Origin of the sequence: Halomonas sp. AOP25-F1-15 (assembly GCF_052378675.1) — a bacterium.
Lineage (GTDB): Bacteria > Pseudomonadota > Gammaproteobacteria > Pseudomonadales > Halomonadaceae > Vreelandella > Vreelandella casei.
In genome coordinates, this window is sequence record NZ_JBQSXV010000001.1 from 331,532 (window position 1) to 348,660 (window position 17,129).

Annotated in this window: 11 protein-coding genes, 1 tRNA gene and 1 pseudogene; 9 read left to right on the forward strand and 4 right to left on the reverse strand. The window is 51.0% G+C overall.

The annotated features are described in order from the left end of the window. Positions 1 to 7 precede the first annotated feature (7 nt). Positions 8 to 2,065 (reverse strand): TonB-dependent receptor domain-containing protein, encoded by a 2,058-nt coding sequence (locus ACT3TF_RS01490; protein WP_444671424.1) that lies wholly within the window; start codon positions 2,063 to 2,065, stop codon positions 8 to 10. Positions 2,066 to 2,336: 271 nt separating this feature from the next. Continuing rightward, the gene (locus tag ACT3TF_RS01495; RefSeq protein WP_444671425.1) at positions 2,337 to 4,544 is read right to left on the reverse strand and encodes a TonB-dependent receptor domain-containing protein; all 2,208 of its coding nucleotides are present in this window, start codon (positions 4,542 to 4,544) and stop codon (positions 2,337 to 2,339) included. Positions 4,545 to 4,819: 275 nt separating this feature from the next. On the opposite strand from ACT3TF_RS01495, the gene ACT3TF_RS01500 reads away from it, so the two are divergent. From ACT3TF_RS01500 to ACT3TF_RS01520, 5 genes are all read left to right on the forward strand, one after another. After that, positions 4,820 to 5,743: an ABC transporter substrate-binding protein gene (locus ACT3TF_RS01500; protein WP_444671426.1), complete on the forward strand. Its 924-nt coding sequence runs from the start codon at positions 4,820 to 4,822 to the stop codon at positions 5,741 to 5,743. Between the two features lie 129 nt (positions 5,744 to 5,872). Then, a complete protein-coding gene (locus ACT3TF_RS01505; protein ID WP_444671427.1) occupies positions 5,873 to 6,886 on the forward strand; it encodes a FecCD family ABC transporter permease in 1,014 nt (337 codons plus the stop codon). Positions 6,887 to 6,987: 101 nt separating this feature from the next. After that, entirely contained in the window at positions 6,988 to 8,064 is a 1,077-nt protein-coding gene (locus ACT3TF_RS01510; protein ID WP_444671565.1) for a FecCD family ABC transporter permease, read from the forward strand. Further along, positions 8,061 to 8,870, forward strand: coding sequence for an ABC transporter ATP-binding protein (locus ACT3TF_RS01515; protein WP_444671428.1), 810 nt, complete (start codon positions 8,061 to 8,063; stop codon positions 8,868 to 8,870). Before ACT3TF_RS01510 ends, ACT3TF_RS01515 begins: the two co-directional genes overlap by 4 nt. Positions 8,871 to 8,939: 69 nt before the next feature. Beyond that, complete coding sequence (locus ACT3TF_RS01520) at positions 8,940 to 10,748, forward strand: ABC transporter ATP-binding protein (protein WP_444671429.1); 1,809 nt, start codon at positions 8,940 to 8,942, stop codon at positions 10,746 to 10,748. A 16-nt stretch (positions 10,749 to 10,764) separates the two neighbouring features. On the opposite strand, the gene ACT3TF_RS01525 is transcribed toward ACT3TF_RS01520, so the two are convergent. Next, a complete protein-coding gene (locus tag ACT3TF_RS01525) occupies positions 10,765 to 11,340 on the reverse strand; it encodes a hypothetical protein (RefSeq protein ID WP_255249092.1) in 576 nt (191 codons plus the stop codon). Positions 11,341 to 11,524: 184 nt separating this feature from the next. Between ACT3TF_RS01525 and ACT3TF_RS01530 the strand changes: the two genes are divergently transcribed. From ACT3TF_RS01530 to ACT3TF_RS01545, 4 genes and pseudogenes are all read left to right on the forward strand, one after another. Next, positions 11,525 to 11,601: transfer RNA gene (locus ACT3TF_RS01530), tRNA-Ile, on the forward strand. Positions 11,602 to 11,890: 289 nt separating this feature from the next. After that, a pseudogene (locus ACT3TF_RS01535) lies at positions 11,891 to 12,525 on the forward strand (transposase); the annotation flags it as partial. A 1,204-nt stretch (positions 12,526 to 13,729) separates the two neighbouring features. Continuing rightward, positions 13,730 to 14,671 carry a retron St85 family effector protein gene (locus tag ACT3TF_RS01540; protein ID WP_444671430.1) on the forward strand — a complete coding sequence of 314 codons (942 nt, stop codon included), beginning with the start codon at positions 13,730 to 13,732 and terminating at the stop codon, positions 14,669 to 14,671. Further along, positions 14,664 to 15,608 (forward strand): retron St85 family RNA-directed DNA polymerase, encoded by a 945-nt coding sequence (locus ACT3TF_RS01545; protein WP_444671432.1) that lies wholly within the window; start codon positions 14,664 to 14,666, stop codon positions 15,606 to 15,608. Before ACT3TF_RS01540 ends, ACT3TF_RS01545 begins: the two co-directional genes overlap by 8 nt. A 493-nt stretch (positions 15,609 to 16,101) precedes the next feature. Here ACT3TF_RS01545 and ACT3TF_RS01550 read toward each other — a convergent pair whose 3' ends face one another. Then, positions 16,102 to 16,932 carry an ABC transporter ATP-binding protein gene (locus ACT3TF_RS01550; RefSeq protein ID WP_444671433.1) on the reverse strand — a complete coding sequence of 277 codons (831 nt, stop codon included), beginning with the start codon at positions 16,930 to 16,932 and terminating at the stop codon, positions 16,102 to 16,104. Between the last annotated feature and the right edge of the window lie 197 nt (positions 16,933 to 17,129).

A 17,129-nucleotide genomic window follows, 5' to 3' on the forward strand; every position in this document is an offset into this window, starting at 1 on the left:
GCAGGCACTAGAAGTTGAACGTTAAGCCCAGATTGTACTGGCGGCCATCTAATACGACGCCATAATCATCATTGGTCACCTCTTTGTTGGCGATATTATAGAGGCCTGCTTTCACCTGTGCGCGGTCAGTTAAATCATAAACGACACCGGCATCGACGAAGCCATACCCTGGCGTGCCATCACCCATGCTCGTCCGAGCTAAATAATCACTTGTGGAGCCACGGTAATTGCCTTGTGTCCATAGGCTTAACTCAGGAGTTGCCTGCCAGTTAACGGCAAGATTGAACATATGCTCAGGAATTTTATTCAGTGGCTCGCCAGCAAATTCGCCGGATTTTTGTTCTGAGTCGGTATAGGTATAGCTAGAGCTTAGGCGCACATCTTGGGTAAAGTCGTAGTCTAGTGTGAGCTCTACGCCCTGCATCTCGGCTTCGTCGATATTCCGATAAGTGCTAAGAAAAACATAATCATTGCCGGCGTATGGGCATTCCCATGTGGAAGGATCGTTGCGATCCGCGTTTGGTGTGTTGCAGTAGCGATCCTCTGCAATTTTATCGTCAAACTGCGTATGGAATAGCATCATGCTGGAGCTAAGGCGTCGGTCTGGGCTATTAAAGATAAAGCCGGCTTCATAGTTTGTGCTGGTTTCAGGCTTCAGCTCTTCGTTCCCAATAATGAGTGCGCGTGAATGGGGAGCGGGAGAGCCACCGCCGCCGGTGCCGCGGCCGAAGCCTTCTGAGGCGGCGGCAAGCCCAGGCTGGGAATAGCCGGTAGATACGCCGCCCTTCAACGTCCATTCAGGCGTTAGGTGGTAATTGGCATAAACGCGCGGCGAAACGTGGCCACCGAATAGTTCGTCGTCGTCGTAACGCATACCTGTGGTAACGCTAAAGGCATCCGTAAGGCTCCATTCCATTTCGATGAACAACGCGGCAATCCAACGTTCTACGTTACGCATAGCATTGGGGCTATTGCCAATAAGCCCATTGGTATCATCAACAAGCTCTTCCTCTCGGTACTGACCACCAAAGGTCAGCATATGATCGCCCCAGAAGTAAGTTGATTGGTTATTAAGGGTTGTGACTTCTTCACGCTTTTCATCAGGTGATGGGCTGACGCGTTCCGAAATATCGTGTTGCAGGTAGGTGTCCGTCATAAAGGCACCATAAGTGCCTTTATGACCAAGGGTGAATACATCCTTATCGTAGCGATAAGTACTCGAAGTTGCGGGGTTGCCACGGCTATCTATCGTGGCAATGCTTCGGCCAGGGTTGTGTGTGAATTCTTTAACCGATGATGTGTAGCCGAAACTGTACTCGTTCAGCTCGTCTGGTGTGAGTATTAACTCAGCACCGATCTGGCGTGTATCGCTGTCAGGGGTGCTTTCGGCGTTATCGCTACCGCCTAAGTAATCACTCTCTTCTGTTCCTTGCCAGCTACCATGAACGCGTAAACCCAGCAGTCCTTCTATTAGCGGGCCGCCTGTATAGAAGCTAACTTGCTGCGAGTCGTTGTTGATATCGTTGAGAGAGTGGGTGTACTCGGTGACAACTTGGCCTGACCATTCTTCTGGCACGCTTTTGGTAATAATGTTGATAACGCCGCCCATTGCTTGAGAGCCATATAGCGAGGACATAGGGCCGCGGATGACTTCAACACGCTCAATCATTGCAATGGGGGGAAGGCCGATTTGTTTGCCGCTATCCTGGCCGTTCGTATTGACGGACCGACCGGCGGAAATGGGGCGGCCATCAATCAAATACAAGGTATAGCTATCATCCATACCTCTGATGCTGATGTCTTGAGCTCCACCTCCACCAGTAACATAAACGCCTGGGATGTTTCTGACCGCATCCGTAATATCACTATAGGATTGGCGATTCAGCTCCTCCCCGCTAATCACCGAGATGCTGGCGGGAGCATCGGCAACGGACTGCTCGTACCCAGAGGCGGTAACAACCATCGGGTCGAGAGTGGCGTTTTCTTGTGCGACAGCAGCAGCAGCTATGGCCATAGAAGACAGGCCGATGGCATTTGCTAATGCACGACGAGAGAAGTGAGGCATTTGAGTTCCTTGGTATGATATTGCTTACAGATGCTCATGGTTTTTTTTATCATATGAGATGTATTGTCATATGGGATATTTATTCTATTGCTAATAGTTCCACTTTTCGAGGCAAAAAAAATGAACATCCTGTTCTGCTTTGGGCAACTGAGCGCAGCGATAGAGTTTTGATGCTGCGCTGTCTCCTGGCGATGGGTTTATAGGCATAAAAAAGCCCCGGCGAAGGCCGGGGCATCAAGTCAGCATTGAAACAGTAGCAAGTAGGAACGGGTTAGAACTCGTAGGTAGCCGAGACCCAGAGGCTGCGGCCATCTAGGGCAACGCCGTCGGTAGAGCGGCCCGTTTGGCTAAAGTTGTAGGCCCGCAACGTTTCACCGTTATGCTCGAAGGTATCGGAGCTGGTGAAATCTTTATCAAACAGATTATAAATAGTGCCGGTTAACCGCACGCTGTCAGACACACGATAAGAGCTACGCAGGTTGAACAGCTCATAGCCATTCAGTTTATTGCCTAGCTGCTCGTAGAGTGACAGCGTCTCGCCGGAGGTCGGAAGGCCTGCAGAGAAGCGCTCCCGGGAGGAGTAATACTCTCCTTCTAAGGTGGTGCTCCAGCGGTCATTAATGGCCCAGGTTAGGTCTGCGGTGAGTTTGTGGTCAGGCGTATTAGTGAGCACCATTCCTTCGTTGTCGCCGGAGGTGATTTCAGAATCTGTAAAGGTATAGCCGCCGCTAACACGCCAAGCCGGCGCAATTTGGTAGCTGGCGGTAAGCTCTACGCCACGCGTTTCAGCTTCGTCAATATTGGTTAATTGGCCAAAGCTTTCTTGCTGCGTAAAGTTACCCACGCTTAAGCAATTAGCAAGCCCTGCATTTGGGGTTTCGCCGTTACTCACGAACTGACAGTTGGGCAGGTCTGCCGCGCTGGCGATCCGGTCGGTAAAGCGGTTATAGAAAACGGTAGCACTGGTGGCAAAACCGCTTTGGTTGTCGTAAATAGCACCGATTTCGTAGTTGGTGCTTTTTTCCGGCTCTAGATCAGGGGAGCCGAGATTGACCGTGGTGCCTTGGCCGCCAAAGCCATTGATACCATCGTGAAGGTCGTTGAGTGATGGCGTCTTATAGCCGCGGCTCACGCCGCCTTTCAGCGTCCAGTTGGGCGTTGTGCTCCATACAAGGTAGCCGCGCGGGCTAAAGTGGCCGCCAAAGGCATCGTGATGTTCATAGCGCCCGCCGACTGTCAGGGCAAGATCATCTCGCAGCAGCCACTCGTCTTCGGCAAACAGTGCCCAGCTGGTTTGTTCGAAGGTGATATCGCCTGCTGTTCCATCCTCTAGTTCGGCGTCAATATACTGCCCGCCAATGGTGGCCATATGATCGCCGATGGGGGCAACAAACTTGGTATCGACAATAATGTCGCGGTTTTCAAGGATGCGATCTTCGCCGCCTTGGGCCTCGTAACCAAAGTCTGGGGCGCTACCGGCGGGTAGGGTACGACCAAAGGTTTCGGTAGTGCTATGGGTAATGCTGCTTTCCCAAGTGCCCGGCGCATAGCGCCCCGTGTGGCCAATAGCAATCTGGTCACGGTTAAAACGCAGCTCATCCTTATAGCCATTAAAGGTGCCTGGAGAAGGGTTGCCTCTGCGGTCGGTGCCGTCCTGAGTGCCTAAGCGATTATCGTCGTTTGAATAGGTTTGGCGAGCGCGCTCGGCATCGACCCATAATTCGTTGTTTTCATCTGGCGTTAAGTTTAAGCGGCCGCCAATGGAGTAAATACGTGCTTCAGACGGGCGTGGGTCACGCCCGGCGCTGTTTTCAATCATGCGTTCTGAACGGTCGCGGTCAAACAAACGGCCGCGCAGCTGCAATCCAAGCGTGTCCTTAACCAATGGGCCTGACGTATAGAGATTGATCGCGGAGCTATTGCCGGCATCGCGGTCTTCTTGAAAGGTATTTTCGACCGTCACCGAGCCAGCCCAGTCCTCGCCTATGCGGCGAGTAATAATGTTGACTACCCCGCCCATGGCGTCGGAGCCGTAGAGTGTCGACATCGGCCCGCGAATTACCTCAATGCGCTCAATAGCCGAGAGCGGGGGCATAAAGCCGGTCGAGGTTTCACCGAACCCGTTTGGCGTGACACTGCCCGATGTGTTCTGGCGGCGTCCATCAATCAAAATCAGCGTGTATTCGCTGGGCATGCCGCGAATGGAAATATTTAACCCGCCGGTTTTACCTGTTCCCGAGCGCACATCAACACCAGGAACATCAGCAATCGCTTCGGCAATGTTGGAAAACTGCTTAAGCTCCAGCTCTTCACGAGATATAACCGAAATACTGGCTGGCGCACTATTTACCGATTGCTCATAGCCAGCAGCCGTTACCACCATATTATTGAGCTGAGCGGTTTCTTGGCCATAAGCGGCTGAGGAGATAGCGGCAAGTGCGATGGCACTGGTTAATGTAAGGCGAGTAAATTGTTGCATGACGAACCCCGTGATAATACGATTTGCTTGCTAATGATATTTATTATCAAATAGGGTTTGGATTCTAAGAAGAAAAGTTCCCATTTGCGACGCAAAAGTATGGAACGATGCGTTGCGTAAATTGCAACTTTGGCGCGACTAACGCTGTTGCCAAATATGGAACATGGCATTCAGGGAAATAGTAGTGCAAGTGATTTTGAGAATCGTTACTATTCGCTATCTGGATTGTTATTTGCCAATCAATTTATAGCGATATTTAAAAGTAGGGGACCTCAATGCTGCGTTCGGTACTGCGTCATGGTTTAACAGGTGTGCTATTCACGAGCCTTATCGCCAATGCCCAAGCGCGTGAGCTGGATACCGCCTTTGGTAAAGTGGAGGTGCCTGATTCACCGGCGCGCGTGGTGACACTTTACGAAGGTGCCTTGGACGCCTCGGTCGCGGTTGGAGTGACGCCGATTGGTGCGATCGCCACGCGGGGCGGCAATGAGGTGGCGACCTATATGAGTGAACATATTGATACTCGCCAGTTGGAAATGGTGGGCGTTGCGCGCGAAACCAATATTGAAGCGGTGCTTCGCTTACAGCCGGATCTCATTCTGGCTACCCCGCAGCTTCCCGAAGAGCAGTATCGATTGCTTTCGCGCATTGCGCCCACCGTTGTGCCTGAATCAAACGGCCTGTCGCGTGAAAACTGGAAGGCCGAGTCACGCCTTTATGGGCAGGCCCTGGGTAAAGAAGCCGAGGTGGATGAAGCGCTTGAAAGCGTTGAGCAGCGTGCGGCTGAGCTTAACCAGCGCCTAAGCGAAGCCCAGGTGAGCGGTACGGCCTACTTGGCTCGCTGGATGCCCGCAGGGCCCATGGTGATGTCGTCTGAACTGTTTGCAACCGGTGTGCTGGCTTCGACCGGTATCAGCGTAGAAGACGAAGGGCTAGTTAAAGAAGGCAGTGCGCATAGCGATATTCTGAGCCTTGAAAACCTGTCTATGATCGACGGCGACTGGCTGTTTCTCGCCACGCTTAACGACGAAGGCCAGCAGGCACTGGATGCCGCTGAGCAAAGCAGCGCCTTTACGCGTCTCAACGTTGTCCAGCAAGGTCACGTGGTGCCTGTTAATGGCCAGGTTTGGAGCAGCGCCTCTGGCCCGTTAGCCGCCCAAGCCATTTTGGACGATATCGAAGAGGCGTTGTTGCCTTAGGTCCTCTTGCTACCAGCGCTCTTGCTATTGAAGCGCTGGGTAACAATATGCGTGGCACAACAGTTTTCGGTGCAAAGATTCTTGTTATAAACGTCTTTGGTATACAGATACGCTCGTGAAGGAATGGCCATGAAAGTCTTCGCGCGTGCGAAACGCCTTAATCAGCGCACGCTATTGTTATGCCTACTCACCGCCCTTGTGGCGGTGAGTCTCGTTAGTTTACTGGTAGGGGCGGGCAACGTTTCGCCGTCTCAAGCACTCTCGATGCTGCTGGGCGGCGAGGACAGCGAGGCGTATTTCGTGGTCTGGGAGCTGCGTGCGCCGCGTACATTAATCGGTATTGCGGTGGGCATGGCGCTGGGCGTTTCGGGGGCACTTTTACAAGCGGTGGCCCGCAATCCCCTTGCCGAACCTGGCTTGCTGGGTGTCAGCGCTGGCGCCGCTTTTGCCGTGGCGCTAGCGTTGGTGCTGGGAGCCAGTGCGGCAACGCTGCGCATTTCAGTGGCGCAGCTGGGGGCGCTGATCGGTTGCATGTGCGTATTAGGCGTTGCTCGCTGGCGCGGGGTCGGCAATGATCCCATTCGCCTGGTACTTGCAGGGGCTGCTTTTTCAGCATTGCTCGGGGCCATGACCTCGTTAATGCTGCTATTTGATCAGCGCTCGGCCGATGAGGTGCGCTTTTGGGTGATTGGCAGCTTGGCAGGACGCCGTTTGGAAGACCTGTTGGCCGTGTTGCCATCGGCGGTGGTGTGTAGCGTATTGATAGCCCTCATTGCGCGTCCGCTTTCGGCGCTGGCGCTTGGTGAGCGTATGGCGTCGGGGCTTGGACATCATCCTCAGCTCATCCGCGCTTTGGTGGTACTTTGCGTGGCGCTGCTGGTGGGGGCGGCAACGGCGATTGCCGGACCCATTATCTTCGTTGGATTGGTGGTACCTTTTATCGCCCGTGCTTTTGCCGGGCCTGATATTCGCCGCACGCTGTGGTTTTGCTTGCCGATTGGCCCTTTGATTATTCTAACGGCTGATATTATTTCGCGTGTGGTCGTAGCGCCTTCTGAGCTTCCGCTGGGGGTTCTTACGGCACTCTGCGGCGCGCCGGTGCTGATCGCCGCCGTGCGTGCCCGCCGCCTGCCTACGTTATGAGCTTTTTTATGAGTTTTTTTATGAGGCCACGCTGGTTGAAATCTGATCTCAGAAAACTCAGGAAAAATAGCGCCGCTGCGCTGGTGTCTATCGCGCCCACGATGAAAATAGCCTCGAATGACGATGAATCCGTTAAGCCGCCTACCGGCTACTGGCGGTGGGGCGAGCGCCGAGCTAATGGTGCCAGTGTTCTGATTGAACGCCGCGCCGTTTGGGTCAACAGTGCACTGATGGTCGCGTTAGTATTCGCCGCTATTGCCTACCTGTCCCTTGGCAGCCTGACGCTTATGCCTCGTGAGGTGATCATGGCGCTGGCGGGGCAGGGCGACATGATGACTGGATTTATGGTTCAGGAGTTGCGCCTGCCGCGCTTGGTCGCGGCTTGCCTGACCGGCGGGGCATTCGCCCTGGCCGGTATTCTTATGCAGACACTGGCCCGTAATCGCCTGGCGACGCCGGGCATTATTGGCATTGATAACGGTGCCACGGCGTTTGCGGTAGCCTCGATTGTGGGTATGAGTGTCTCTATAGCACCTTCGACCATGGCCTTGACCGGTGCGGTGACCGCCGCGGTGCTGACATTTGGACTCGCGGCGGGGAGCGGTACTCAGGGTTATCGCTTTATCGTCGCCGGTATCGGTGTTGGCGCTGTTTTCGGGGCGATCACGCAGCTGCTGCTGGCGCGGGTCGCGATTGATACCGCCAATGCCGCTTACCCGTGGACGGTCGGGTCACTGAATGCGCGTTCAGGTGGTTCCGTTCACCTATTGGGCGTCGGCCTAGCGGTGGGTTTTGTGACGGCACTGGCGTTAGCCCGCTCGCTGACGATCCTACGTTTTTCCGAAGCGACGGCTAACGGGCTTGGGGTGAACGCCAAAGTAAGACGTATCCAAATACTGCTGTTATCGGTGGTATTAACGGCGCTTGCCGTTGCCGTTGCCGGGCCGGTTGGCATGGTGGGGTTGATCGGGCCTGAAATTGCGCGCGCGCTTTCTACCCCACGCCATGTGCCGGTGGTCGCGGCAACGCTTGCCGGTGCCCTGGTGATGGTGCTGGCCGATTTAATGGGGCGCACCCTGCTGGCGCCGATTGAGCTTCCGGTAGGTATTGTCACCGCTATTATTGGCGGCCCCTGGCTTTTATGGATTTTGATGCGGCCGCAACGGAGTCACGCATGAACAATTTTGAAACGCCGCCGACGCTAGCTACCGATGCGCTGAGCATGGGCTACGGCGCGCGGCGGGTCATTGATGGTCTGGATATACACTTGCCTAGCGCAAAGGTAACGGCCATTGTCGGGCCGAACGGCTGTGGTAAGTCAACATTGCTGGCGGGGCTGGCTCGCCTGCATAAGCCCGATGGCGGTTGCGTATTGTTGAACGGTGAGGATATTCAGCGATTGCCTTCTCGCCAGCTGGCCACTCAGCTGGCGCTGCTGCCTCAGGAAGCCGTCGCGCCGGAAGGCTTAACCGTGACCGAGCTAATACGCTTTGGCCGCCAGCCGCATCAAGGCTGGCTGCGCCAGTGGTCGGCAGAAGACCAGCGCGTTGTGCAGCATGCGCTTGAAGCGGCAGGGCTAGAAGATCTGGCTGATCGGCCCATTGAGGCGCTTTCCGGCGGCCAGCGCCAGCGTGCCTGGATTGCCATGACCATCGCTCAGCAAACGCCGCTATTGCTGTTAGATGAGCCCACGTCTGCATTGGATCTTGGTCATCAAATCGAAGTCTTCGAACTGGTAAAAGAGCTCGCCCATCACGGCCGCACCGTCGTGATGGTGCTGCATGATCTTGCCAGCGCGTGCCGCTATGCTGATCATCTAGTGGCCATGCGGGAAGGGCAGATAATCGCGCAAGGGCCGCCCGCTTCAGTGGTGACACCAGAGTTAGTTCGCACGCTTTATCAAGTAGAATGCACGCTAATAACTGATCCCGCGACCGGAAGCCCCCTGTTGGCCAATGTGCGGCGCTCGCCTGCGACGGTTTAATAGGCTGTCAGTTAAGTGGTTGTCTCGTCGCTTTAACCGCACGCTAACAATCTCAAATAAGGAACACTTGTGTCCTCCCCTGCACACAGTTTTCAGGCTTTAGTTCGGCTGCTGCGCTACGCCAAAGGCTATCGGCGGCGCATTATTGCCGCGACCACCTGTTCAGTTATCAACAAGCTGTTTGATATTGCGCCAGAGATTTTGATTGGTGTCGCCATTGATGTGGTGGTGAACCAAGAGCAAAGCTTTGTGGCGAGCCTGGGCTTTGAGACGCCTCACCAGCAGATCACCATGCTGGCGATACTGACTTTTGTTATTTGGGCAGGGGAGTCGCTGTTTGAGTATTTGTTTCAAATCCTCTGGCGCAACTTAGCCCAGCGCCTGCAGGCGGATATGCGCCAAGACACCTACGAGCATGCCCAGCGGCTCGATATGGCGTTCTTCGAATCGAAAAACTCAGGCCAGCTTGTGGCCACCATGAACGACGACGTTAACCAGCTTGAGCGTTTTCTAGATGGAGGTGCCAATGCGCTTATTCAGGTGGTCGTCACCGTGGTGGCGGTGGGCGCGGTGTTCTTTGTGCTTTCGCCGCTGATTGCACTGTTAGCCTTTACGCCTATTCCGCTAATTATCTGGGGCGCGTTCTTCTTCCAGCGTAAAGCCGGGCCGCTTTATAGCGATGTGCGTGAGAAGGTGGGTGACCTAGCCAGCCGGCTGTCTAACAACCTTAGCGGCATTGCGACGATCAAAAGCTTTACCAGTGAAGACCGCGAAGCGGAACGTCTGCGCCAAGCCAGCGAAGCGTATGTCGAGGCTAACCGCCGGGCGATTAAGGTCAGCTCAGCGTTTATTCCGGTGATTCGTATGGCGATTCTAGCGGGCTTTCTGGCCACCTTTACCGTGGGTGGCATGATGGCGCTCAACGGCTCTCTGAACGTCGGTGCGTATGGCGTGCTGGTCTTTCTGACCCAGCGGCTGCTTTGGCCGCTAACCGGCCTGGCCCAGGTGATCGACCTGTTTGAGCGCGCCATGGCCAGCACACGCCGGATTCTTGACCTGCTCGAAGTGCCCATCACGGTTAAAGATGCCAGCACCACTCCGCTCACCCAGCCGGTGCGTGGCGACGTCACGATTGAAAATGTGAGTTTTCATTACGCGACCAGCCGCGTGGGCGTTGATGGAATTGATCTGCATGTGCCCGCCGGCAATACCCTGGCGCTGGTGGGGGCCACTGGGTCGGGTAAATCGACGCTGATCAAGCTGCTGCTACGTTTTTACGACCCAGAAGCCGGACGCGTACTGATCGACGGCCAACCTATTATTGACGTGAGTATGAAGTCACTGCGCCAGTCCATTGGCTTAGTCAGCCAGGACGTGTATCTCTTTGAAGGCAGTATTCGAGACAATATCACCTATGGCAAGCCGCAGGCCGATGAAGCCGAGATTATCGACGCGGCCAAAACCGCCGAGGCTTGGAGCTTTATCGAAACATTGCCTCAGGGGCTAGATACACCCGTTGGGGAGCGCGGAGTGCTGCTTTCTGGCGGCCAGCGCCAACGGCTTTCACTCGCGCGGGCACTGCTTAAAGACCCGCCGATCTTGGTGTTGGATGAAGCCACTAGTGCAGTGGACAACGAAACCGAAGCGGCCATCCAGCGTTCCCTAAAGCGCATTGCTCATGGGCGTACGGTGATTATGATTGCCCACCGGCTTTCTACCATCGTTCACGCTGATGAAATCGTGGTAATCGAGAAAGGCCGTGTCGCTGAGCGGGGCAGCCACGCCAGTTTGCTTGCCACCAACGGGCACTATGCCGCTCAGTGGCGCGTACAAACCGGCGAGGCTCTGGCGGGAGATGTAGAAGTGCTAAGGTCTTAAACGCTTTGTGTCATCGTTATCGATTCACTAACAGCGCGTTAAGCGTCACCGGCACGTTCTCATCAATTTCTTGATAACCCAGCATCGACAGCACGGTACGCACCGTGCTGTTTTCCATTAGAACCTTACCATCTATGGCCATCGGTTCAGCGTGAGTAACGCGTATTTCATTCAGGCCTTCGCGGGTAAAGCGCAGCGGCACCGACTCCTGCTGATTAACCATATCGGATTCAACCCTAAACTCCAGGGTCTCGACCAGGGATTCGCCAATGTCCAAATTGTCTAGCTGCTCAGGGGGCATTTGCGCCACCAGCGTGACCAATGTGGTGTTTGCCAGCAAGCCAATCCAAGGCGGCAGTTCGCTAAAGCGCTCAAGTACATCCGTTTGGCTCAGCTTTAATGGCAGCCGCAGCGTACCGTCGCTGGATACAGTGCCCTGTAGGTCGCGTATTTGGTGGTGATGCGTTTGCGGCGCTGCGCCGTTTAGCTGAGTAATCGACGCCTGTACCTGAGACTGAGCAGGATCAAGCTGCCAATCAGCGTGTACCGGTAGGGCTAACAATAAAGGAAATAGAGCAATCAATGCTTTCACAGCGCGCCTCCGCATAAAAACTGTCCACAAGTACGTTGAGCTACCCGCAAAATTAAGAGCCACTCAAATGATTAAACACTACCCACAAGACCCCCCAAACCGTATAAAGTGCCACAGCAGCATGAAGATAGCGCAATGGGGCTAGCCTCAACCCGTCACATTCGCTATGATATGCACGCTTTTCGGGCCTATAGCTCAGTTGGTTAGAGCAGGGGACTCATAATCCCTTGGTCGTCCGTTCAAGTCGGACTGGGCCCACCATTTAAATCAGTAACTAGCAATTATCTCTGGTGAGTCCCCTAGTCCAAGGGTACAGTTTCGGTACAGTGCCGATCTTTCAGACCCTGGAGCTTTTTTGTGGCCACCATCGTCAAGACCCCTTCTGCAACCTGGAAAGCCGTCATCCGCAAGTCGGGTTGGCCAACCATCGCAAAGACCTTCCGCACCAAACGTGACGCCCAAGATTGGGCACGCCGCACTGCGACGTCCCCCCCCCTGATTGAGTAGCGCTACACTTTAGAGTCCGATCCTATGCGTAAGGAGATTGGACATGAAGAAGCGTTTCAGCGAAGAACAGATCATTGGTTTCCTGGGCGAAGCCGAAGCGGGACTGCCCATCAAGGAGCTATGCCGTCGGAATGGTTTCTCAGAAGCCAGTTATTATCTTTGGCGCAGCAAGTTCGGCGGAATGAGCGGACCTTACGCCAAGCGACTCAAAGAACTCGAAACCGAAAATACGCGATTAAAGAAGCTACTCGCCGAATCACTACTGGAGATGGAGGTCACTCGCGAGGCGCTGAGAAAAAAGTGGTAAGCGTCCCTGCACGCCGCGAGATGGTGCGTTTCATGGTCTCGCGTGGTTTGAGTGAGCGCCGTGCGCTCCGTGTCATCTGTATGAGTGCCAGCGCGTTGCGCTATCAAGCGGCCCCTGATCGCAATGAGGCACTGCGTGAACTGGCCCATCGGCATCGTCGTTATGGCGCTGGCATGATCTATCTGAAGCTGCGTCAAGCCGGTGAACGGGTCAATCATAAGCGCGTCGAGCGCCTCTATGCCGCGGCTCGATTGCAGGTGAAACGGTGCAAGCGCAAGAAGGTTCTCATGTCTGAGCGTAAGCCACTGGGCCGTCCTAATGCCGCCAAAGCGTGGCGACGGGAATACAACGAGGAAAGGCCAAAGAAGGGACTGGGCGGATTAACTCCTTCTGCTTAGGCTGAGCAGTTGGCTATCAAAAACGATAAAGTAACGTCTGACTCTAAACTCGGTTGCTACTGAAGAGGGGGTGACGTCGCACAATCTGTGTAATCAGCGACACAAAGACAATAATCCATAAATAGTGTACTTGATACACTGACTATGCGGTTAAAGTGTCCTTATTGTGCATTGGTTGAAGCGGGCAGGATCTGTAAATACTATACCGCCGCAAGCATCGGCACAGCATTTAACTGTAACTTACTCGCCCTGGTGGGCTCGACCTTATATTCCTGCTTAAGGAAAGGGGGAGAGGCGTTATAGTACTTATTTTGTATCAACATAATATATCACCATTTCTGATTCCCATTGATATAAGGTGGGTGCTCTAGCAGTTAAATGTTACGTAATGGGTGATAATAGGAATGGGAAAAATATTTCGGAATAAGAAGTTATTCAAATTGATAAAAACTTCTATTTTTCTTATTTCACATAAAAAGTTATTTTTAGTTGCTAGTTGCTAGTTGCTAGTTGATTTCTGATTTCTGATTTCTGATTTCTGATTTCTGATTTCTGATTTCTGATTTCTGATTTCTGATTTCTGATTTCTGATTTCTGATTTCTGATTTCTGATTTCTGATTTCTGATTTCTGATTTCTGATTTTGGAGGAGTTTCCTAGAAGTCGTGTATATATCTATTAGTTACTACCTTTATATATCTACTTTCTTTTTATCTCAGAGGTTTGTTGTGCCTATTCTGAAGATGAAGCGACTAGTCGCATAAATCATGCCTGCAAGTTCAGCTGCCCACATTGTGAATTTGATTATGTTGTTGACATTAGAGGATGTTGTGTGCTAATTTTATAATGCTCTTTAGCGTTTTAGGCTTACATGTATTGCTGTAAGCTTAGTCGGGCGTTTAGCCAGACTCAAAAAATTGCTTGCATTTATGCCCGCAGATGACTTCTGCGGATCTACAATCGCAAGCTCATTCCGATCCGCAGAAGCCATCTGCGGCCGTCTTAGGTAAAGAGCTTTTTCTAAAATCAATAAAGACATAGCTGAGGATAAATGTAATGATTTTTTATTTAAAAAAAACAGGAAATTTACCCAGCTTTTCGTTCTTTTAACTTCAATATCTCTCTCTAACTTTGTTAGTTTTTTGCAATATGAAACTCTTCTTAAGGTTTGATTCTCTATGGTTGAGTTAAACCAAACTGCAGAAGACTATCATTTAGATGTTCTAGCAGAAATCGACCTTAAAAAAACACGTTTTTCTCCTTCAGTTTTTCCTATTGTCCTTCTTTGTGGTGGGAGAGTAGCTGATTCTCAATTAGCTATCTCTTTTCGCCATGCTTTAACTATTCATACACCACAGCCGAGGTATGAGTTCTTTCGTCCAGAGGAAATTACTGACTGGAAAGATGATGGCGTATTTTACGATTTGCTTGATTTTGAAAAAGAGCTTGGTGCTATTTGTAATTTAATTGTGGTGATTCTTGAAAGCGAGGGAGCGTTTGCAGAGCTTGGAGCTTTTTCGCAGATGCCAGACTTAAAGGGAAAAGTATGTGCGATTAATTCTGAAGCGTTTAGTTCTTTAGATTCTTTTATAAATCTTGGCGTGCTCAGGCATATTGAGCAAAGCTCTGGCATTAAGGCAAGGGTTTATCCTTGGGATTCTAATCAGCCTGAAAAAATTGAAGCAAGTACAGTCCAAGATGCTATTGATGATATTAATGAACAATTAACAAGAACTCGTTCACAGCATGTGTTTAATGTTAATAACGATTCTCATATAATTACTCTTATTGTTGAGTTGATTAAATTTTTTGTTGCTCTAAAGGAATCTGATATATTGAGTTATCTTGATGCCTTAGGAATAAAAATGAAAAGAGATTTGCTTAGAAGAAAGCTTTTTTTATTAGAGAGGTTTAGGATTATAATAAATAAAAGATATAGTGACTCTTCCTTTTACTTAAGAGCTAGTCATCAGTTTAGTAGAATTAGATTTGGAGCAGACGATAATTTTCACTTCGATGATTTAAGAATTTCCATGAGATGTAAAGAATTATACATAAAAGAAAAAAAGCATAGGCATAGGGATAGGGTTATTAAGTCCTGGGAGAGCAATAATGGCTGAGTCAGTTTTTCAGGCACTGCTAAGAAAAGAGCTTGCTATTAATTCTTATGAATCCTCACGCTTAATTGCTAGAGCTCCTCATGCTTATAAAACGTATGGTATTAAAAAGGCAACCGGCGGTTTTAGAATTATATCTCAACCAGCCAGAGAGACTAAGTTTATTATGCACTGGCTTACTGGCAGCATATTTATGGAGTTGCCAGTTCATGACTGTGCCATGGCTTATCGAAAAGGAAGCAGCGTCAAAAAAAATGCCGCGGTTCACGCCAGAAATAAATATATGGCTAAATTCGACTTTAAGAATTTTTTTCCATCAATTAAGAAAGAAGATATCGAAAAGCATTTAAAAAGCTGTAAATTTAGTGGTATAGAGTTTGACGAAGAAAGCTTTAGTCAGATAGCTAGAGTATGTACTATATTGGGGAAGGATGGAGAGCTGGCGTTAAGTGTTGGTTCACCCGCTTCGCCGATCCTTTCCAATTCGATGATGTATGATTTCGACAGTAAAGTAACCGATTGGTGTATTGAGAATAAGGTGTTATATACCAGGTATGCAGATGACTTGGCATTTTCAACTAATGTTAAAGGTCTAAGCTTTTCAATTCTGGATGTTATTGAAAAAAATTTACACGAAATAGATTACCCAAGTGTTTCCGTTAACAAAGATAAAACTGTATATGCTTCGAAAAAAGGACATCGAAGGTTGACGGGCGTCGTGATTAACAATGCAGGAAAGCTTTCGCTTGGAAGAGATAAAAAAAGAAAAATTAGCTCTATGATACATAAAGCGTCTTTAGGAATTCTCGCTAAGGAAGAGCTTAGCTACCTTCAAGGAATACTAGGTTTCTCAAAAGACATTGAACCGTCTTTTATTTTAAGAATGGAAGCCAAGTATGGAAAAGAAATAATAAAAATAATATTTGAATATAAGGGCTAGTTTTTTAAGTAAATATCATAACATCACTGTCCAAGTGATAACGGTCCCTTCAGTAAAAGTACACCATAGGTACACACCTCAGCTTCACATGCTATCCTCTAATTTCGCTAAACTACTGATTCTAAACAACTGTACCTTTCGACAAATTATGGCTGCTTTTCTTTATTTGTCAGTAGCTTACTGCTATAGTGACCAACTCATAATCACTTGGTCATCCGTTCAAGTCGGACTGGGCCCACCATTTCTATACTTGTCTATTTCAAATAGCAGCTCATTCAAATAGCAGCTCATCTTACGTCCTGTGCTTTACCGCTCATTATTAGCAGAACCCGCATCCCCCTTTTCAGTAACTGCTAACAGCAGGTCCGTTAGGGCTGTTAACGCTCAAAATCTCTAGTTGCCCCGGTAATCCCTCCTCTCTGTTTCAATACCCTTAGTTGCTTTTATTAGCAGGTTATTAGCAGGCATCAATGACGCTCAAATAGTCAGCTATTTACGATTGGATTGGCGCAAGCCCGCGGGCAGGTTGCTTGCGCGGTACGCATACCGGGCTGCCGCTTTCGGGGTCGTGGAGCACGCGTGCCTCTAGGTCAAATACGCGCTTTAGGTTTGCGGCGGTAAAGATCTCGCTGGGCGGGCCGCTGGTGACTATGCGGCCATCACACATCATGACTAGATGGTCGGCGTAGGCGGCGGCCAGGTTCAGGTCGTGAAGCACTAATAACAGGGTGCGACCATGTTCGTGGGCGAGGCGAGATAGCAGCTCTAGAAGATCGACCTGCACCTTTAGATCAAGAAAGGTGGTGGGCTCATCGAGCAGAATTAAATCGGTTTTCTGCGCTAGCACCATGGCAATCCAGCAGCGTTGGCGCTGCCCACCAGAAAGCGCATCCACGTTGCGGTCGGCGAACTCGGTAACGTTGGTGTAAGCCATTGCCTCGCGAATGGCTTCGGCATCCTGCTTAGTGTCCTGGCGCCACAGCGTCTGATGGGGAAAACGCCCCATACCAACCAACTGTTTAACGGTTAGCCCTTCAGGGGCGATGGGCCCTTGGGGAAGTATGCCAAGCCGTTTCGCCACGTCTCGCGTATTGCTGTGGTGAATGTCCTTACCATCTAAATACACGTGGCCGGCGCTAGGCTTAAGCGTTCGTGCAAGCGTTTTTAAAAGCGTCGATTTGCCACTGCCATTAGGCCCTAAAAGCACCGTTAACTTGCCTTGCGCTATGGCGATATCCACGCCTTTTAATACGGGGCGAGTCTCGTAGCCAGCCGATATGGCTTCGCCGGTTAATCGAGGCTGTTGGTCTGAAAGGTCGGTCACAGGTGGGCTCATTGCATGGCCTAGGCAGGCAGCACCGTAAGGTAAAACATTCTCATTTTCAATATTTAACACTTTACGTTAGTGGATGCTTACTAGGTAGTGCCATCGTCTACAGAGTAGCGAATCATAAACGCAAGCAGGATGATTGCAAAAAAGTGAACGGTGCGTTCGGGTTTGGTAGACCTGAATACGTTTAT